Below are 16,368 nucleotides of genomic sequence, written 5' to 3'. Positions count from 1 at the left end.
TGGAGATTGACAGGAAGATGCAAGACGAGATCACTGATCTCAATGAGAGGCGTGTGACTCCGGAGGAGGTGTCGCTGCCGACCCAGAGTGTGCGTGGACGGCGTCGTCGCCCGGAGAATGGATGGCGGCCGTGGACGAGAGACCTGATCATCTCCGTCCTGGTTTCGGTGTTTATCATCCTGTTCCTGTACCAGCCGGTGCGAGTGGAAGGCACGAGCATGCTTCCGCAGCTTGAAGACCAGGACCGGTTGTTCATCAACAAATTTGCGTACCGGATTGGTGAGATCCACCGGGGCGATGTGGTGGTCTTCCGGTATCCGCATGACCAGACGAAGAGCTATATCAAGCGCGTTATCGCGCTTCCGGGCGATGATCTCCGGATTGATCACGGCGTGGTGTATGTGAACGGCAAGCAGCTGAAGGAGCGCTATGTGCCCGTGTGGTACAGGGACGACCGCTCTCAGCCGGAAATGGTATTACCCGAAGGTGAGTACTTTGTGATGGGGGACCACAGGTCGATTTCGAGCGACAGCCGCGACTTTGGGCCGGTTTCACGCGATTTAATCTATGGCCGTGCTGCATTTGTGTACTGGCCGATGGATCAGGCGGGCGTGGTCCATTAGTAACACCCAAAGGGCATGACACGGGTAGGGAACGGGATGTCGCCAATGGGGAGTACCGTGACCTTGGTGTAGGGAATACAACGAAGAGGCAGTTGAGAAGGCAAGTTTTCCACTGGAGTCTCTTCGTGATTTCGCGTAGCAAAATCGGTTGGTTCGTGCTGATGGTCGTTGCCATCATTGTTGCCGCCGTCGGAAGCATCGCCCTGACCTAAAAAGCCCAGGTAGCCCGACGCTTTTTCGACGCTGTGAGGCCCCATACCTGTCGTGCATCCTAGGACAGGGAGGCGTGTACGTATGGATTGGCAATCAGGCGGAATGAGCAGCGACATCGAGGATCGCAGAGGCGATTCTGGCGGTGGCGGCTTTGGCATCGGCGGCGGTGGTGGGCTCGGGATCGTTGGCTTCCTTGTGCTGCTTGTCATCAGCCTGATTACCGGGCACAACTTCCTGGGCGCGTTCTTCGGAAGCGGAGCCCCGACACAACAAGTTCAGCAACAGACGCCTGGCGAGCCGGTGCAGCAGAGTGCTGCCGAGGACCGCGACGCGCACCTAATCTCGTTCACGCTGGACGACGTGCAGAAGACATGGACACAAATCTTCCAGCAGAAGGGCTGGCCGCCGTACAGACACGCCAAGCTGGTGCTGTTCCGCGGAGCAACCTACTCCGGGTGCGGGACGGCGCAGGCCGCGACAGGGCCTTTCTACTGTCCCAACGATCAGAAGGTCTATATCGATCTGGACTTTTGGGATGAGCTAAGGAAGTTCGGCGGAAGTACCGCCGACTTCGCGCAGGCGTACGTGATCGCGCATGAGCTGGGGCACCATGTCCAGAACCTGATCGGTACGGAGCAGAAGGTCCAGCAGCTGGATCAGCAGGAGCCTTCGCAGCGGCTGCACCTTTCTGTAGACACCGAGCTGCAGGCGGATTGCTATGCGGGCGTGTGGGGGCACTCGGCGCAGGAGCGCGGGATTGTGCAGGCGGGCGATGAGGATGCGGCGCTGAGTGCGGCTGCGGCCGTGGGCGACGATCATCTGCAGAAGATGGCTGGACGCGCGGTGAGTCCTGAGACGTGGACCCACGGATCAAGCCAGCAACGAGACATGTGGTTCAAGCGTGGATTCGACAGCGGCGATCCCAGCGCCTGCAATACCTTCGGAGGCAGCCAGCCGGATTAGGGTTCGATCTGGACCAGCGCGCTGTTGCCGGCGGGAGCTTCCGATTCGCCAGCGAAGAAGCGCTTGATCTTCTCGGCCGTGGCTTTGTTGGTGACAGCGAGAAGGGCGTCGGGGTTCTTCTCCGCGGCCTGGCGGAGGGCGCGGACGGAGCCGAAGTGGGTGAGGAGGCGTTGGCGTGTGGTGGGACCTACGCCCGGGATCTCGTCGAGCTCGCTGACGCGGTCGCGCATCTCGCGGCGCTTGCGGTGGTAGGTAATGGCGAAGCGGTGGGATTCATCGCGAATCTTTTGAATGACGTGCAGGACAGGCGAGCGGCGATCAAGGACAACGGGCTCATCTTCCTGGCCGTGGACATAGATGATCTCTTCGCGCTTGGCGATTGACGCTAGTGGTTGAGTGGTTAGACCGAGTTCTTCGAGCGCGGATGCGGCTGCGTGGAGCTGGCCGAGGCCACCGTCGATGAGCACCAGCGAGGGAAGGGTAGAGTCTTTGCCGGTCGGCGTTGCGCCGTTCGCGAACTTCGAATAGCGACGGAGAACGACCTCGCGCATGGAGGCGAAGTCATCGACGCCCGCGACGCTGTTCACCTTGAATTTGCGGTAGTCGGATTTCTTCATCGCGCCCTTTTCCCACACCACGAGCGAGGCAACGGTCTCGGCGCCCTGAATGTGGGAGATGTCGAAGCACTCGATGCGCGCGGGCGGCTCGGCGAGCGTCAGCGCGTCCTGCAGGGATTCCTGCATGGCCTTGATGGAGGGTTGCAGGACGCGGAAGCGCTGGTCGAAGGACTGCTTCGCGTTCTGGCAGACGAGGTCCACGAGGGAGCGTTTGTCGCCGCGCTGCGGGACGCCGATCTCGATCTTGTGTCCGGAGCGCTCGCGTAGAGCGTCGGCGAGCAGCTGGCGGTCGGGGAAATCGACGGGCACGTAAATGTGGCGCGGAATGTAAGCCTGATCGAGGTAGATCTGTTTCAGAAGCGCGGAGAAGAATGCGGACGGTGAGAAACTGGTGGCGGCCGGGGTTGCGGTTCGAGACGCGAGTTCGGGGATTGCGCAGCTGGCGGAGACAACTTCGCCGGAGGGGATATCCGACTCGAATGGCGACGCGAGGATGGAGTGCTGATCGGACTCTTCGGAGTCCGCGAAGACTTCGGGTGCGGGGTAGTTCGGGTTGGGTTCGAGGTGCGGCTCGTTGACGAGATCCGTTGCGTCCGCGTCTTCTTCGCTGATTGATGCGACCGTGTCGTACTCGAACTCCGGCAGGTCCTCCCAGAACATGTCGCGGCGGTCGACGATCTTGCCGCCGCGCATGTGGAAGAGATTCACGGCGAGCATGTCGCTTTCGAAGTGGAAGCCGAAGACGTCGGCGTCGTCGGAGGAGTCAGCGGAGGCGATGCGCTGGCGCTCGCCAGCCTGGTGCACGGTGACGAGCTGGTCGCGTAGACGCGCGGCGAGCTCGAACTGCATGTTCTCGGCAGCTGATTCCATGCGTTTGGTAAGGCGGCGCTCGAGTTCGTCGGATTTGCCGTCGAGGAAAAGCTGCACGTCGCGGATGACCTGGCGGTAGTCATCGGTCGAGATGAGTCCGTCCACACACGGTCCGAGGCAGCGCTTGATGTAGTACTGCAGGCATGGGCGCGGGTGGTAGCGGTTGAGGTCGACCTTGCAGCTTGGGATGAGGAAGCTGCGGTGGATGACGTCGACCAGGCGATGCGCGAGATTGCCGGGAAAGTACGGGCCGAAGTAGGCGGAGCCATCTTTGCGCAGGCGGCGTGTGACGAAGACCTTAGGATGGCGATCGGCGAGCGTGAGCTTGATGTAAGGGTAGGTCTTGTCGTCGCGCAGCAGGATGTTGAAGCGCGGCTTGCGCTGCTTGATGAGGTTGTTTTCGAGCGCCAGCGCTTCGTGCTCGTTGGCGACAGTGATGTATTCAAGATCGACGGCCTCGCGCATCAGCGATCCGGTCTTTGCGTTGGCCTGCGAGGCGGCGAGGAAGTAGCTGCGCACGCGGGCGCGAAGGTTCTTCGCCTTGCCGACGTAGATGACCTCGCCCTCGGCGTTCTTGTAGAGGTAGCAGCCGGGGCCGGTGGGCAGGGTGCGAATTTTCTGCTGGAGATCCATTGCAGAGGTTCAGGTCCAAAGATCAAGTGTAGAGCGGCGAGCCTGCGGCTGCCTGGAAGGAGGGCTCTGAAGATTAGACGCGAGACATGCAGGACGGATGCGGACCGGCCAAGTCAAGTAAGCTGAAGGATGTGACTCAAGCCATTGACATTAAGGGACAAGCTCAAACGGCGGCTGCGCTGGGCAAGGCTGCGGCGATTATGGCGAAGCTGCGTGCGCCTGGTGGGTGTCCGTGGGATCGCGAGCAGACCTTCGACACGATCAAGCGCCATACACTTGAAGAGACCTACGAGGTCTTTGACGCGATCGAGCGGAGGGACTGGCCGGGGCTGAAGGATGAGCTCGGCGATCTGCTGCTGCAGGTGCTCTTCTACGCCGAGATGGCGAGCGAAGCCGGCTATTTCACGCTCGAGGATGTAGCGGAGAATCTGAGCGCTAAGCTGATTCGGCGGCATCCGCATGTGTTCGGTGAGGTCGAGGCGACGGACGCGAATGCGGTACTGCGCAACTGGGAACAGATCAAGGTAGAGGAGAAGCGTGCGAGAGATGAAGCGGAACGCCCGCACTCGATGATGGCCGACGTGCCGCGGTCGATGCCGGCGATGCTCGAGGCTTCCAAGCTGGGCTCCAAGGCGGCGAAGGTTGGGTTCGATTGGCCGAATGTTGACGGGCTGTTCGACAAGCTGGCCGAAGAAACCGATGAGTTGCGCGAGGAGCTTGCAGCGGGTGCGCGGACTGGCCGCGTCGAGGAGGAGCTTGGCGACCTGCTGTTCACAGCAGTAAACCTGTCGAGGCATCTGCGGGTCGATCCGGAGTTTGCACTTCGGGGAACGAATGCGAAGTTTCGGCAGCGGTTTGCCGCAATGGAGCAGGAGGCGGGCGGGCGCGCGCGGATGGAGGCGATGTCTGCAGAACAGCTTGAGGCTTTGTGGGACAGAGCAAAGAACACACAAAAAGATTTGGAGGAGAAGCGTTGACCGGTACGGACGAACACGCGTTGCAGGCCACCACCGCTGTTGAAATACGGTGTCTGACGGAGCTTGCGGAATTCGACGCCTGCGTTGAAATCGAGACTGCAGTGTGGGGCTACGATCCCGGGGATATCATTCCGCGGCGGATGTTTTTGCTGGCCTCGCGCATCGGTGGTCAGGTGATGGGCGCATTCGCGGGCGGCACTATGGCTGGATTCGCGATGGCGCTTCCGGGCTATCGGCACGGCCGTCCTTATTTGCACTCGCACATGGTGGGTGTGCTGCCAGGATTTCGCAATCTGGGCCTCGGACGAAAGCTCAAGCTGGCGCAGCGTGAGGACGCGCTAAGTCGAGGCTTCGAGCTGATGGAGTGGACGTTCGACCCCCTGGAGATAAAGAATGCGCACCTGAACATTGTGCGGCTGGGCGCGATCGTGCGGCGCTACAAACGAAACTTCTATGGGCCGTCCAGTTCGCCGCTGCAGGGTGGATTGCCGACGGACCGCGTCTACGCGGAGTGGTGGTTGCGCTCGAAGCGCGTCTGCAGCGTGCTCGCGGGTGAGCAGCCACAGTTTGAGGTCCTGGAACAGGTGAGTGTGCCGGCGGAGATCTACGACTGGAAGGCTTCGCCTGCACACCGTGAAGAGGCGCGCCGGGTCCAGGCCAACAACGCGGCCGCGCTGGAAGATGCATTCGCGCGCGGGCATTCAGTTCTTGGCTATCGAAGGAATACAGACGGAGATGGTACTTTCTTGCTGGGCAAATGGGATGAACCGTGCGGGTTCTGAAAGGCCGCCAGCAAAAAGTGAGAAGGGCAGAGAAGGGATATCCATGAAGATTGAGGCATTGACGTTGCGTGAGATTAATATGCCGCTCGCGCATCCGTTTGAGACCAGCTTCGGCGTAACTACGGGGCGGCGAATTCTGCTGGTGGAGATTGAAGCAGAGGAGTTATCCGCCTGGGGTGAGTGCGTCGCGGGTGAGCATCCCTACTTCTCCGACGAGATGATCGATACCGCCTGGCACATCGCGGAAACAGAACTTGCGCCGCGCCTGTTGAAATCTGAGCTCGAGAGCGGTCGCGACTGCCCTGCCATCTTCGAGCAGGTGCGCGGGCATCGGATGGCGAAAGCCGCCCTTGAAAACGCCGTGTGGGAGCTCGACGCGATGCGGCAGGGCGTGCCGCTCGCAAAGCTGCTGGGCGGAACGCGCAAGACGATTCCTTGCGGCGTTTCCATCGGAATCCAGCCGACCATCGAGCAACAGATGGAAAAGATCGAGACCGAGCTCGCCGCCGGCTATCAGCGGATCAAGCTCAAATGCAAGCCGGGCTGGGATGAAAAAGTCTTCGAGCGCGTTCGTGAACGCTGGCCAAAAATAATGCTGAGCTGTGATGCGAATTCGGCCTATAGGCTTGATGATGCCGATCGCATCGCAACGTGGGATCGTTTCAACCTGCTGATGATCGAGCAGCCTCTCTGGTACGACGACTTTTACTTCCACCGCGAGCTTCAGAAGAAACTGAAGACCGCAATCTGTTTGGACGAGTGTATTCGCAACAGGCGCGATGCGCAGGCAGCACTGGAGCTCGGCAGCGGACGGATCATCAATATCAAGGTAGGGCGGGTGGGCGGCTTCACCGAAGCGCTTGCGATCCACGACGTCGCGCAGCAGCACGGAGTCCCGGTCTGGTGTGGTGGCATGCTCGAGACTGGCATAGGACGCGCGCAGAACATCGCGCTATCGTCACTGCCTAACTTCTCGCTTCCAGGAGATGTCTCCGCATCGAGCCGTTACTGGAGCGAGGACATCATTGAACCCGCCGTCACAGTGTCGCCCAAGGGCGAGATCGATGTCCCATGGAACAAACCAGGACGAGGATACGAGATCGATCGCGAGCGGATTGAGCGAGTGACGGTTCGCCGGCTACGGCTGCAGGCGTAAATGTCATTGAAGTGGAATCTTCTCGGCGAGTAGAGCATGCACGGCGTCCTGATAGGACATCGGCGCGGGCAGCAGCTGGAAGTTCCAGGCGCTCATCCTGGACTTGTCATTGACGGTCCGGACCATCACCTCGCGCACCGTCACGTTTTCATCCAGGTGGGAATAGGCCCAGCGCTTTCCATCCACGAAGGTCTGTTCGAATTCGAGGCGGCCGCCAGGATAAACTCGACCGACGATTCCCCAGCCAAAGTTGACGGGACGGGTAATATTTGCCTGGATGTGTGTCATCGTTCCTGTCCGGGCATCGATCCAGACGCGGCCCTGAAGGCCGGTGAGCAGCTCTGACGCCATCGTTGGCGGATGAAACGCGGGGTCCGGACGAAAGTCGATGACAACCTGCCGCGATGTAGCACCCGGCGGCTGCGGCTGGCCGGGCGTATAGGAGTAGAGCGTCGCGGAGGGCATCAGCTGGATGACCTGCAGAGCGTAATTTTTCCCGGCACCCTCGCGCTGCTGATGCTTCAGGAACTCGCCGGGTGAGTCGAGAATGCTGTTCAGGCGTGAGCGCTCGGCTGTGTCTTCCGCTGCGCTGATCGGCTTCCCGTCCCGCTGAACGAGACGCGCAACATTTCCCTGGGCGCTCTCGATGACCTCCCGCGTGATGTCTCCCTTGCGGTCGACTTTGCGGATGAGGTAGCGCATCGGATGAGTGTCATCCTTGATGATCGCAAGCTGGTGCCGGACGGCGGATTCGGCCCATGACTTGGGTGTGCCCGCCGGAAATGCTTCTCCGGGATCGGCTGTCGACGGTCCTGCTTGAGCGCGGGCAGATTGAGAAAGCCCCCCACTCCACATCAGCATCGCGAACATCATGGTGAGGATGCTGGCCCGCGTGAGACTGGCTTTCATTTGACGTGCGTAGGTCACTCTGCGTTTAGACGTACTATACGAGTCAAAGGACCACAACGCCCCAATCCATTGATACTCTTGAGGTATAGTGCGGTGGAAGCCAGGCCGTTCAAAATGAGGCTCGAACGATGTTCAGCAGATTTGGCAAGGACCGCACGTCGGGATCTGGCGGGCATAGCGCAGATCGGGTGCGACCATCACGCGGGTGGGCGGACGTACTGGCCTTCTTGAAGGCAAGCGAGAGTCTGCGCGTGCTGGACTTCGGAACAACTTCTCCCGCAAACATTAATTTTCTGACCTCGCTGGGTCACAGCGTCTATATGGCCAATGTCGTTCAGGACGCCAATAAACCGGAATGGAAGTTGCCGTCTGACGATGGTGCGGATGTATATGATGTCGCAGGGTTCGTGAAATCCAGCTTCGACTTTTCCGGACGGGACTTTGACGTCATCCTGTTATGGGATACGGCGAACTATCTGCCAGGGCCGCTGGTGCCGGCGATGTTTGAACGTCTGCACAAGGTGCTGCGGCCGCAGGGGAGACTACTGGCGCTCTTTCATGGAAAAGCCGAGGGCCCGGACACGACGTTCTCACGGTATCAGCTAACGGACAGCGACCAATTGCACGTCACCTCTGCCGGCGATTATCCCGTGCGCCAGATCTATCAGCCCCGTGACATTGAAAAACTGATAGAAAAATTCAGCAGTAGCCGATTTTTTCTCGGGAAGGACAACACGCGCGAAGTTATTGCGATCCGCTGAAATCCGATCATTAAGTGATGCGGGAAGCCGGTCAGGCTCCCCGCAGACTTTACGCTGTATTTACTTCGAAGATTCTTTCTTTCCACCCTTCGGGGATGCCGCGCGACGCTCTGCCCAGCGACGCTTCATCGCTTCCGCGATGCGCTTACGGCCTTCGGGAGAAAGGTTCCGCTTCCGACGGGCGCCTGTCGTCGTCGTGGTCTTCTTATTTACGCTCCCCTTCGGCCGTCCGCGTTTTGGAACGGCGACCGTCCCGCTACCGGCGATTGCAGTTAAAGCGCTGCGGGCCTGCTGAAGGCGGTTAATCTCGGCATCAATCTCGGAAAGTATGCGACTTACATCCATGAAGTTGTCCTCTTTTTGGATGGTGATAGGAGCGCTGAAGCCGCTACGATCACGCGATTTAGTGTGATAAGTGTCACGTCTCTACAAATGGAACGTATATAGCAATGAAACAATTTAGGCCGCGTGCATCTTGTAACTTACAAGATTTTCAAAACTATTGCTAATTGTGATGCACGCATTCTGTCGCTGGGTGCTCGAATAGAAACTCCGGTGTCAGGTGATAGACTCTGGGCGTGCGAAGGATCCCGCTGCATCTTTACTTGCTTTCTTTAGCCTCAGCGGGTTTGCAGATCCTTCCATTTCCGATGGCAGGTCCCGTTCCTGGCTGGCGGCGAATCTTTTGCTGGATATGTCTTGTTCCGCTCCTGCTAGCGCTGTCTGGAAAGCAGCGCAATGGACAGCCGCTCCGATTCGCGCAAAGCGCTCTGCTCGGATATATCTGCGGCGTCGCCTGGTATCTCGGAAATTGTTATTGGATTTATCAGACGATGCACTTGTACGGCGACCTTTCGCAGGCCGCATCGGCCGGAGTTCTGGTTCTTTTCGCGCTCTATCTAGGCTTATATCTCGGCCTCTTTGGTCTGCTTTTCGCTGTTACCAGAAGAACCTGGAACGTCACTGCAGCTTTGGTAACTTCTCCTCTGCTCTGGGTGGCTATCGAGCTTGCGCGGGACCGAGTGACAGGATTTCCATGGGACCTCTTGGGATACTCCCAGATCGACAACCTTACGCTGATCAGAATGGCGCCATGGACCGGAGTATTTGGGCTCTCCCTGGTCATTGCAACAATCAACATGCTTTGGGCAATCCCGGCGGCTAAGTTGCGCGCGGGGATAAGGTTTTCCGCGCTAGTCGCGGCCTGCTTGCTTTCTGCTATTGCGGTATGGCTGCAATTCAATGGACCAAAGCCCGCGACCTCGCCGACCGGCGCCACTGCCGTGCTGGTTCAGGAAAATCTGGCCGTCGGTGCAGGCACCGGGCAGCATCTGGAGAGCAAGGACAGGATGCTGTCTTCCTTCGCTTCGCTAAGTCAGCATCCCGATTTTTCGGTCAAGTCCGGAGCAACTTCGTCTCCGCAACTTATCGCATGGCCGGAATCGCCAGCTTCGTTCCTTGATTCAGATATGGCCTACCGGGATTTTATGGAGCACCTTGCACAAACCTCCTCCGCTCCTGTTCTGTCGGACGATCTGGGTCTAGGGCCGAGAAATAACGACGGCACTTACAGCCTCTATAACTCGGCCAGCTTCTTTAGGGAAGACGGAAGCTACGGCGGACGCTACGACAAAATTCACCTCGTCCCCTTCGGTGAGTATGTCCCTTACAAACCCCTCTTTTTCTTTACAGGGCACCTTTTGGATGGCCTTCCTTTTATCCCCGGTCAACAGCGCGTCATCTTTGAAGACCACGGCAGAAAGTATGGCGTGTTTATCTGCTATGAGTCGGTATTTGGAGACGAAATCCGACAGTTTGTAGACAAAGGCGCCCAGGTTTTGGTGAACCTGAGCGACGACGGATGGTACGGCGACACCAGCGCGCCGTGGGAGCACCTGGACATGGTGCGGATGCGCGCCATAGAAAACCATCGCTGGGTCCTGCGCTCTACAAACACCGGTGTGACAGCCTCCATCGACCCGTACGGGCGTGTCGTGGATCAGATGTCGCGGCACGTACGCGGCGCTTTGTTAGCGAACTTCAACTACATCGGCGATCTCACGTTCTACACACGTTATGGTGACTGGATCGCCTGGATCTGCGCTTTAGTCACAACGCTGCTCGTGATCGTCGGCCTGATCCGCTCGCGCCGGCAAGCCATCGCACAGTAAACTAAGACTATGTTGAACGATCTCGAATTTGCTTACTCCCCGGTCCGCGAGAAGGTGCGTGATCTGCGGGAGTATCTTTGACTCCTCCCGCCTGAAAACAGAATTAGCTGCCGTCGAAACCAAAGTAGCCGACCCCTCCGTCTGGGCCGATGCTGCGAAATCGCAGCCGCTGATGCGGGAGCGGCGACGCCTCGAAGAGCAGCTCAGCTACGATGCCGAACTTCAGCGCCGCAGCGAGGATGTCGAGGCCTACTTCGAGCTCCTTCGTGAAGGCGAGGCATCTGTCGAGCCAGACCTCAAGCGCGAGATTGACTCCCTCAGTGAGTACGTCGAACAGCTTGAGTCGCGCACGATGCTCTCGGAAGAGAATGACGCTCTCAATGCCATCGTTACTGTGCACCCTGGCGCCGGCGGCACCGAAAGCCAGGACTGGGCGGAGATGCTGATGCGGATGTATCTGCGCTGGGCTGAGCGGCAGGGCTTCAAGACCGAAATCAACGAGCTGCAGGACGGCGACGAGGCGGGCATCAAATCGGCAACGTTCACTGTCACAGGCGAGTACGCCTTCGGCTTACTCTCTGGCGAAACCGGCGTGCACCGTCTCGTGCGGATCTCACCTTTCGATCAGGCCAAGCGCCGCCACACAAGCTTTGCCAGCGTCTTCGTGTCGCCGGAGATCGACGACTCGATCCAGATCGACATCAAGCCCGACGACCTCCGCACCGACACCTACCGCTCAGGCGGCAAAGGTGGTCAACATGTGAATACCACAGACTCCGCCGTGCGAATCACGCACATTCCGACCGGTATCGTTGCGGCTTGCCAGAACGAGCGCTCGCAGCACAAGAACAAAGAGAAGGCGATGAAGATGCTTCGCTCGCGCCTGTACGAGTTCGAGCTAGAAAAAAAGCGCGCGGCGAGCAAGAAGCTCGAGGACTCGAAGCTTGAGATCAACTTCGGCTCCCAGATACGCAGCTACGTTCTGCAGCCCTATCGGATGGCAAAGGACCTGCGCACGCGCGTAGAGGTTGGCGACGTCGACCGCGTGCTCGACGGTGACCTGGAGCCATTCATCCGCGGCTATCTCAAGGCACGGCGGGAGGGCGGCGTCACCGCCGTGGCTGTCGGCGAGGACGACGACGTCTAAATCCTGAGCCACGAGAGGACGTATACTTGCACTATGTCGATTCTGCGTAATGCCGCTGCTATCGCCAAAGGAATGAGCATCACGCTTCGCGAGGGTTTCGCCCCAAGCGAGGTCGAGAACTATCCGGATGGCAAAGGCCCGCTGCGGGGTGCCGTCTTCCAGGAACGCTTCCGCGGCAAGCATCAACTGCAACGCGACGAGAACGGTCTCGAGAAATGCGTGGCCTGCTTCCTGTGCGCGGCGGCCTGCCCATCCAACTGCATTTATATTGAGGCCGCGGAAAACACAGCCGAGAAGCGCATCAGCTCCGCGGAACGCTACGCGAAGGTATACAACATCGACTACAACCGGTGCATCTTCTGCGGCTATTGCGTGGAAGCGTGCCCGACTGACGCCATCACTCATGGTCACGGATTCGAACTTGCCAGCCTGAACGCAACCACCATGGTCATGCGCAAGGAAGACCTGTTGGTGCCTATATCGACAGCTCTTCCGCATTCAAAAGAAGAAGAAGAAGAGGTACTCGCTTGAGCTCGGCTGGAGCATAGAAATCAGCGGCAGATCGAGCGGCGAGCCTGGCGGGCTCGCCGATGCTTTGTGAGAAGGTTGCCGGCGAATGGAGGGGAAATGAGCCACCAAAGACATCCTCTCGAGAAGATTCTCGAAGAGCGCATCGCGATTATTGACGGTGCGATGGGTACAACAATCCGCACCTATGGAATGAAGGAAACGGATATCCGTGGCGATCGCTTCAAGAACGCGACCAAGGATCTGCTGAATAACGGAGATCTCTTCTCGATAACGCAGCCGAAAATGATCGGCGATATCCACCGGCGCTTTCTGGAGGCCGGCGCCGACATCATCGAAACCAACACTTTCGGGGCCACGAGCATTACGCAGAGCGAGTTCTTCGTTGAGGATCCGCGCGAGCGTGGGGGCCGAAAGGATCCGGAGTTCTACCAGCGCATCATTGAAGATGAATCACTCAAAAATCTCGCATGGGAGATCAATGAGACATCTGCGCGGCAGTGCAGGGAATGGGCTGACCGCGTCGCCAATGAAACCGGCAGGCAGCGTTTTGTTGCGGGCGCTATCGGTCCGCTGACCGTCTCGCTTTCAAACTCGCCGGATGCAGATGACCCGGGCTTTCGCGTCGTCACCTTCGACCAGGTGAAGGCTGCATATGCGGAAGAGGTGCGGGCCCTGATTGCCGGCGGAGTGGACCTGCTGCTTGTCGAAACCATTTTCGATTCACTGAACGCGAAGGCCGCACTGGTTGCCATCCGTGAGGTCTTCGATGAGGACAAGAAGGAGCTTCCGGTAATGATCTCTGCCGCGGTCGGGCGCGGCGGTGAGACGCTGATCTCAGCGCAGACGACGGAAGCCTTCTGGAATGCCGTTAAGCATGTGAATCCGCTCAGCGTTGGCCTGAACTGCTCGCTCGGACCGGAGCTGATGTATCCGTTTCTTGAGGAGCTCTCGGACAAGGCAGACGTAGCAATCTCGTGCTACCCGAATGCCGGCCTTCCAAACCCGCTCTCCGAAACCGGCTTCGATCTCAAGCCCGAAGACATGGGCCGCTTCCTCGGCCAGTTTGCGCAGGATGGCCTCATCAACATCGCCGGCGGATGTTGCGGCAACACACCGGAGCACATCGCTGCAATCGCGAAGGCAGTCGAAGGCAGGGCACCGCGCAGACTCGGCGCGAAGATCGAGGTGGCTGCTTGAGCATCGCCGAAGATCAGGCATTCAAGCCGCTGCGGCTCTCCGGCTCTCAGCCGTTCACACAGCAGCAGGGCGTCTTCATCATGATCGGCGAGCGCACCAACGTAGCCGGCTCGCCGCGATTCGCCTCGCTGATCAAGCAGGGCAAGTATGAAGAAGCGGTCAGCATCGCGCGCCAGCAGGTGGAGAACGGCGCCAACGTCATCGACATCTGCATGGACGAGGGCATGATCGATGGCGTCGCCGCGATGTCGCGCTTTTTGCAGTTGCTCGGCAGCGAGCCAGAGGTCGCCAAAGTCCCGTTCATGGTCGACTCCTCGAAGTGGGAGGTCATCGAAGCCGGGCTGAAATGTCTACAGGGCAAGGGCATCGTGAACTCCATCTCGCTGAAGGAGGGCGAGACGAAGTTCCGCGAGAACGCCCGTACAGTGTTGAAGTACGGTGCCGCAGTCGTCGTCATGGCCTTCGATGAACAAGGTCAGGCGGCCACCTACGAAGACAGAATCCGCATCTGCGAGCGCGCGTACCGAATCCTCACGGAGCTCGGCTTTCCGTCAGAGGACATCATCTTCGACCCGAACATCCTCACCGTCGCGACCGGCATGGAGGAGCACAACAACTACGCTGTCGATTTCATCCGCGCGACTCGCTGGATCAAAGAGAATCTTCCGAACGCAAAGGTGAGCGGCGGTGTCTCGAACATCTCCTTCAGCTTCCGCGGCAACAACAAAGTCCGCGAAGCGATGCATTCGGCTTTTCTTTACCACGCGATCTCCGCCGGCATGGACATGGGCATCGTCAACGCCGGAATGCTCGAAATCTACGAAGAGATTGAGCCTGAGCTGAAGGCGCTGGTCGAGGACGTTCTCCTCAACCGCCGCCCTGACGCAACCGAGCGCCTCGTCGATTATGGCGAGAGGATCAAAGCCGCGAGCGCCAACGAAAGCGCCGCTGAAAAGAAGACCGAGGAATGGCGCAACGGCACGGTCGAGGACCGAATCACCCATGCGCTGGTGAAGGGAATCGACAGCTTCATCGAGCAGGACGCGGAAGAAGCGCGCGAAAAGCTGGGCCGCCCGCTCCTCGTCATCGAAGGCCCACTAATGGCCGGCATGAGCGTGGTCGGTGACCTTTTCGGCGCGGGCAAGATGTTTCTGCCCCAGGTCGTAAAGTCGGCACGCGTGATGAAGAAAGCCGTCGCCTATCTCACGCCGTTCATGGAGGCCGAAAAGGTCGAGCTTGCCGCCGCAGGTCACGTGGTCAAAGCGCAGGGCAAGATCCTGCTCGCCACCGTAAAAGGCGACGTGCACGACATCGGAAAAAACATCGTCGGCGTCGTCCTCGCGTGCAACAACTACGAAGTCATCGACCTCGGCGTCATGGTTCCGGCCGAAAAAATCCTCGAGCGCGCAAAGGAAGTCCGCGCAGACATCATCGGCCTCAGCGGCCTCATCACACCTTCGCTCGACGAGATGGTCCATGTCGCACGCGAGATGGAACGCCAGCACTTCAAGGTCCCGCTACTCATCGGCGGCGCCACAACCAGTCGCGCACACACAGCCATCAAGATCGCCCCGCATTACAGCGAACCCGTCGTTCACATCGCCGATGCAAGCCGCGCCGTTCCGGTGACCACAAGCCTGCTCAGTGACGAGCAGCGCGCCGATTTTCACGCGCAGCATCTAGCCGAATACGAGGCCATCCGCAAGCGTCACGCCGCACCCAAACAGGCTGTCGTCTCCATCCAGGAAGCCCGTGCGCGCCGCACTGCCATCGAGTGGCGCCGCGAAGATCTGGCGACACCGGAGTTCACCGGCGTCCGCGTGCTCAACGCAGTTCCGCTCGACACCTTGCGCGAGTACATCGACTGGTCGCCGTTCTTCCACGCATGGGGACTCAAAGGAATCTACCCGCGCATCCTCGAGCACGAGGGCCACGGCATCCAGGCGCAGCAGATCTTCGACGAGGGCCAGCGCCTGCTGGACCGCATCATCGCCGAAAATCTTCTCACCGCAAATGGCGTCTACGGATTGTTTCCCGCGAACGCCATCGGTGACGACGTCGAGCTCTACGACAGCAAGGATCCGGCCACAAAGCTTCAGCGCTTCCACTTTCTCCGCCAACAGGCGAATCGAGAAGGCAATGAACCCTGCCGCTCGCTCGCAGACTTCATCGCTCCCAAAGAGACCGGCCTCACCGATTCCATTGGCGCCTTCGCCGTCACCAGCGGCATGGGCCTCACAGATTTAATCATGCGCTACAAGGCCGACCACGATGACTACAACGCCATCATGGCCGAAGCGCTCGCCGATCGCCTCGCCGAAGCCTTCGCGGAATACCTGCACAAACAGGTTCGCGACGCCTGGGGCTACGGCCGCGCCGAAACCTTCACGCCTGAAGAACTCATCCACGAGCACTACCGCGGTATCCGCCCGGCACCGGGTTATCCCGCTTGCCCTGACCACACAGAGAAGGGAACCATCTGGCGGCTCCTCGATGTCGAAACCCACACCGGAATCAAGCTCACGGAATCGTTCGCGATGTGGCCCGGCTCCAGCGTCAGCGGCCTCTACTTCGCGCACCCGCAGGCGCGCTACTTCTCGCTCGGCAAGATTGACCGCGATCAGGTGGGAGACTATGCGAAACGCAAGGGGATGGAAGTTGCAGAGGTAGAGAGATGGCTCGGCCAGAGCCTTAACTATGATCCTGCGGAGTGAGTGCGCTCACCACAACCAGTAGCAGTCGCACGTGAAGACGCCGAGCAAAGCACGGCAGATTGACTGGAGGAGTTTCATCCCAACTCCTTACCACGGCAAATTAG

Annotated in this window: 14 protein-coding genes; 11 read left to right on the top strand and 3 right to left on the bottom strand. The window is 59.3% G+C overall.

The window, feature by feature from the left end; all coding sequences use genetic code 11:
- The first annotated feature begins 17 nt into the window (after positions 1 to 17).
- Entirely contained in the window at positions 18 to 623 is a 606-nt protein-coding gene (gene lepB / locus VGU25_06630) for a signal peptidase I (GenBank protein ID HEV2576868.1), read from the top strand.
- Here the strand turns inward: lepB and VGU25_06625 are convergent.
- Positions 620 to 880: a hypothetical protein gene (locus VGU25_06625; GenBank protein HEV2576867.1), complete on the bottom strand. Its 261-nt coding sequence runs from the start codon at positions 878 to 880 to the stop codon at positions 620 to 622. The two genes, lepB and VGU25_06625, sit on opposite strands and share 4 nt — an antisense overlap.
- Positions 881 to 917: 37 nt before the next feature.
- Here VGU25_06625 and VGU25_06620 point away from each other — a divergent pair, with 37 nt between their 5' ends.
- The gene (locus VGU25_06620; protein ID HEV2576866.1) at positions 918 to 1,799 is read left to right on the top strand and encodes a neutral zinc metallopeptidase; all 882 of its coding nucleotides are present in this window, start codon (positions 918 to 920) and stop codon (positions 1,797 to 1,799) included.
- Here the strand turns inward: VGU25_06620 and uvrC are convergent.
- A complete protein-coding gene (gene uvrC, locus VGU25_06615) occupies positions 1,796 to 3,919 on the bottom strand; it encodes an excinuclease ABC subunit UvrC (GenBank protein HEV2576865.1) in 2,124 nt (707 codons plus the stop codon). The two genes, VGU25_06620 and uvrC, sit on opposite strands and share 4 nt — an antisense overlap.
- 86 nt (positions 3,920 to 4,005) lie before the next feature.
- Between uvrC and mazG the strand changes: the two genes are divergently transcribed.
- Genes mazG through menC form a run of 3 tightly spaced genes read left to right on the top strand, consistent with a single transcriptional unit; the run spans position 4,006 to position 6,834 of the window.
- Positions 4,006 to 4,896, top strand: coding sequence for a nucleoside triphosphate pyrophosphohydrolase (gene mazG, locus VGU25_06610; protein ID HEV2576864.1), 891 nt, complete (start codon positions 4,006 to 4,008; stop codon positions 4,894 to 4,896).
- Positions 4,893 to 5,678: a GNAT family N-acetyltransferase gene (locus VGU25_06605; GenBank protein HEV2576863.1), complete on the top strand. Its 786-nt coding sequence runs from the start codon at positions 4,893 to 4,895 to the stop codon at positions 5,676 to 5,678. Before mazG ends, VGU25_06605 begins: the two co-directional genes overlap by 4 nt.
- A gap of 43 nt (positions 5,679 to 5,721) precedes the next feature.
- Positions 5,722 to 6,834, top strand: coding sequence for an o-succinylbenzoate synthase (gene menC, locus VGU25_06600; protein HEV2576862.1), 1,113 nt, complete (start codon positions 5,722 to 5,724; stop codon positions 6,832 to 6,834).
- A gap of 3 nt (positions 6,835 to 6,837) precedes the next feature.
- Here the strand turns inward: menC and VGU25_06595 are convergent, their stop codons facing one another.
- Positions 6,838 to 7,743 carry a hypothetical protein gene (locus tag VGU25_06595; GenBank protein HEV2576861.1) on the bottom strand — a complete coding sequence of 302 codons (906 nt, stop codon included), beginning with the start codon at positions 7,741 to 7,743 and terminating at the stop codon, positions 6,838 to 6,840.
- A 128-nt stretch (positions 7,744 to 7,871) separates the two neighbouring features.
- Here VGU25_06595 and VGU25_06590 point away from each other — a divergent pair, with 128 nt between their 5' ends.
- The 6 genes from VGU25_06590 to metH all read left to right on the top strand — a co-directional run bounded on the left by VGU25_06590 (position 7,872) and on the right by metH (position 16,264).
- The gene (locus VGU25_06590; GenBank protein ID HEV2576860.1) at positions 7,872 to 8,504 is read left to right on the top strand and encodes a class I SAM-dependent methyltransferase; all 633 of its coding nucleotides are present in this window, start codon (positions 7,872 to 7,874) and stop codon (positions 8,502 to 8,504) included.
- Positions 8,505 to 9,154: 650 nt separating this feature from the next.
- A complete protein-coding gene (gene lnt / locus VGU25_06585) occupies positions 9,155 to 10,675 on the top strand; it encodes an apolipoprotein N-acyltransferase (GenBank protein HEV2576859.1) in 1,521 nt (506 codons plus the stop codon).
- Positions 10,676 to 10,684: 9 nt separating this feature from the next.
- A protein-coding gene (gene prfB / locus VGU25_06580) for a peptide chain release factor 2 (protein ID HEV2576858.1) occupies positions 10,685 to 11,822 on the top strand; the annotation gives its coding sequence in 2 pieces (ribosomal slippage) (positions 10,685 to 10,753 and positions 10,755 to 11,822; 1,137 coding nt in all).
- A gap of 33 nt (positions 11,823 to 11,855) precedes the next feature.
- On the top strand, positions 11,856 to 12,353 hold the full coding sequence (locus tag VGU25_06575; protein ID HEV2576857.1) for an NADH-quinone oxidoreductase subunit I: 498 nt from the start codon (positions 11,856 to 11,858) through the stop codon (positions 12,351 to 12,353).
- Between the two features lie 96 nt (positions 12,354 to 12,449).
- On the top strand, positions 12,450 to 13,550 hold the full coding sequence (locus VGU25_06570; protein ID HEV2576856.1) for a homocysteine S-methyltransferase family protein: 1,101 nt from the start codon (positions 12,450 to 12,452) through the stop codon (positions 13,548 to 13,550).
- Positions 13,551 to 13,552: 2 nt separating this feature from the next.
- Complete coding sequence (metH, locus tag VGU25_06565; GenBank protein ID HEV2576855.1) at positions 13,553 to 16,264, top strand: methionine synthase; 2,712 nt, start codon at positions 13,553 to 13,555, stop codon at positions 16,262 to 16,264.
- The last annotated feature ends 104 nt before the right edge of the window (positions 16,265 to 16,368 follow it).

The organism is Acidobacteriaceae bacterium (assembly GCA_035944135.1).
GTDB lineage: Bacteria > Acidobacteriota > Terriglobia > Terriglobales > Acidobacteriaceae > Granulicella.
This window is presented reverse-complemented; position numbering and strand designations above follow the sequence as displayed.

Coding starts and splice junctions, on each gene's coding strand:
- lepB (HEV2576868.1), top strand. CDS start 18: ATGCAAGACGAGATCACTGATCTCAATGAGAGGCGTGTGACTCCGGAG.
- VGU25_06570 (HEV2576856.1), top strand. CDS start 12,450: ATGAGCCACCAAAGACATCCTCTCGAGAAGATTCTCGAAGAGCGCATC.
- VGU25_06590 (HEV2576860.1), top strand. CDS start 7,872: ATGTTCAGCAGATTTGGCAAGGACCGCACGTCGGGATCTGGCGGGCAT.
- VGU25_06575 (HEV2576857.1), top strand. CDS start 11,856: ATGTCGATTCTGCGTAATGCCGCTGCTATCGCCAAAGGAATGAGCATC.
- VGU25_06625 (HEV2576867.1), bottom strand. CDS start 880: ATGGGGCCTCACAGCGTCGAAAAAGCGTCGGGCTACCTGGGCTTTTTA.
- mazG (HEV2576864.1), top strand. CDS start 4,006: ATGCAGGACGGATGCGGACCGGCCAAGTCAAGTAAGCTGAAGGATGTG.
- menC (HEV2576862.1), top strand. CDS start 5,722: ATGAAGATTGAGGCATTGACGTTGCGTGAGATTAATATGCCGCTCGCG.
- uvrC (HEV2576865.1), bottom strand. CDS start 3,919: ATGGATCTCCAGCAGAAAATTCGCACCCTGCCCACCGGCCCCGGCTGC.
- lnt (HEV2576859.1), top strand. CDS start 9,155: ATGGCAGGTCCCGTTCCTGGCTGGCGGCGAATCTTTTGCTGGATATGT.
- VGU25_06620 (HEV2576866.1), top strand. CDS start 918: ATGGATTGGCAATCAGGCGGAATGAGCAGCGACATCGAGGATCGCAGA.
- VGU25_06595 (HEV2576861.1), bottom strand. CDS start 7,743: ATGAAAGCCAGTCTCACGCGGGCCAGCATCCTCACCATGATGTTCGCG.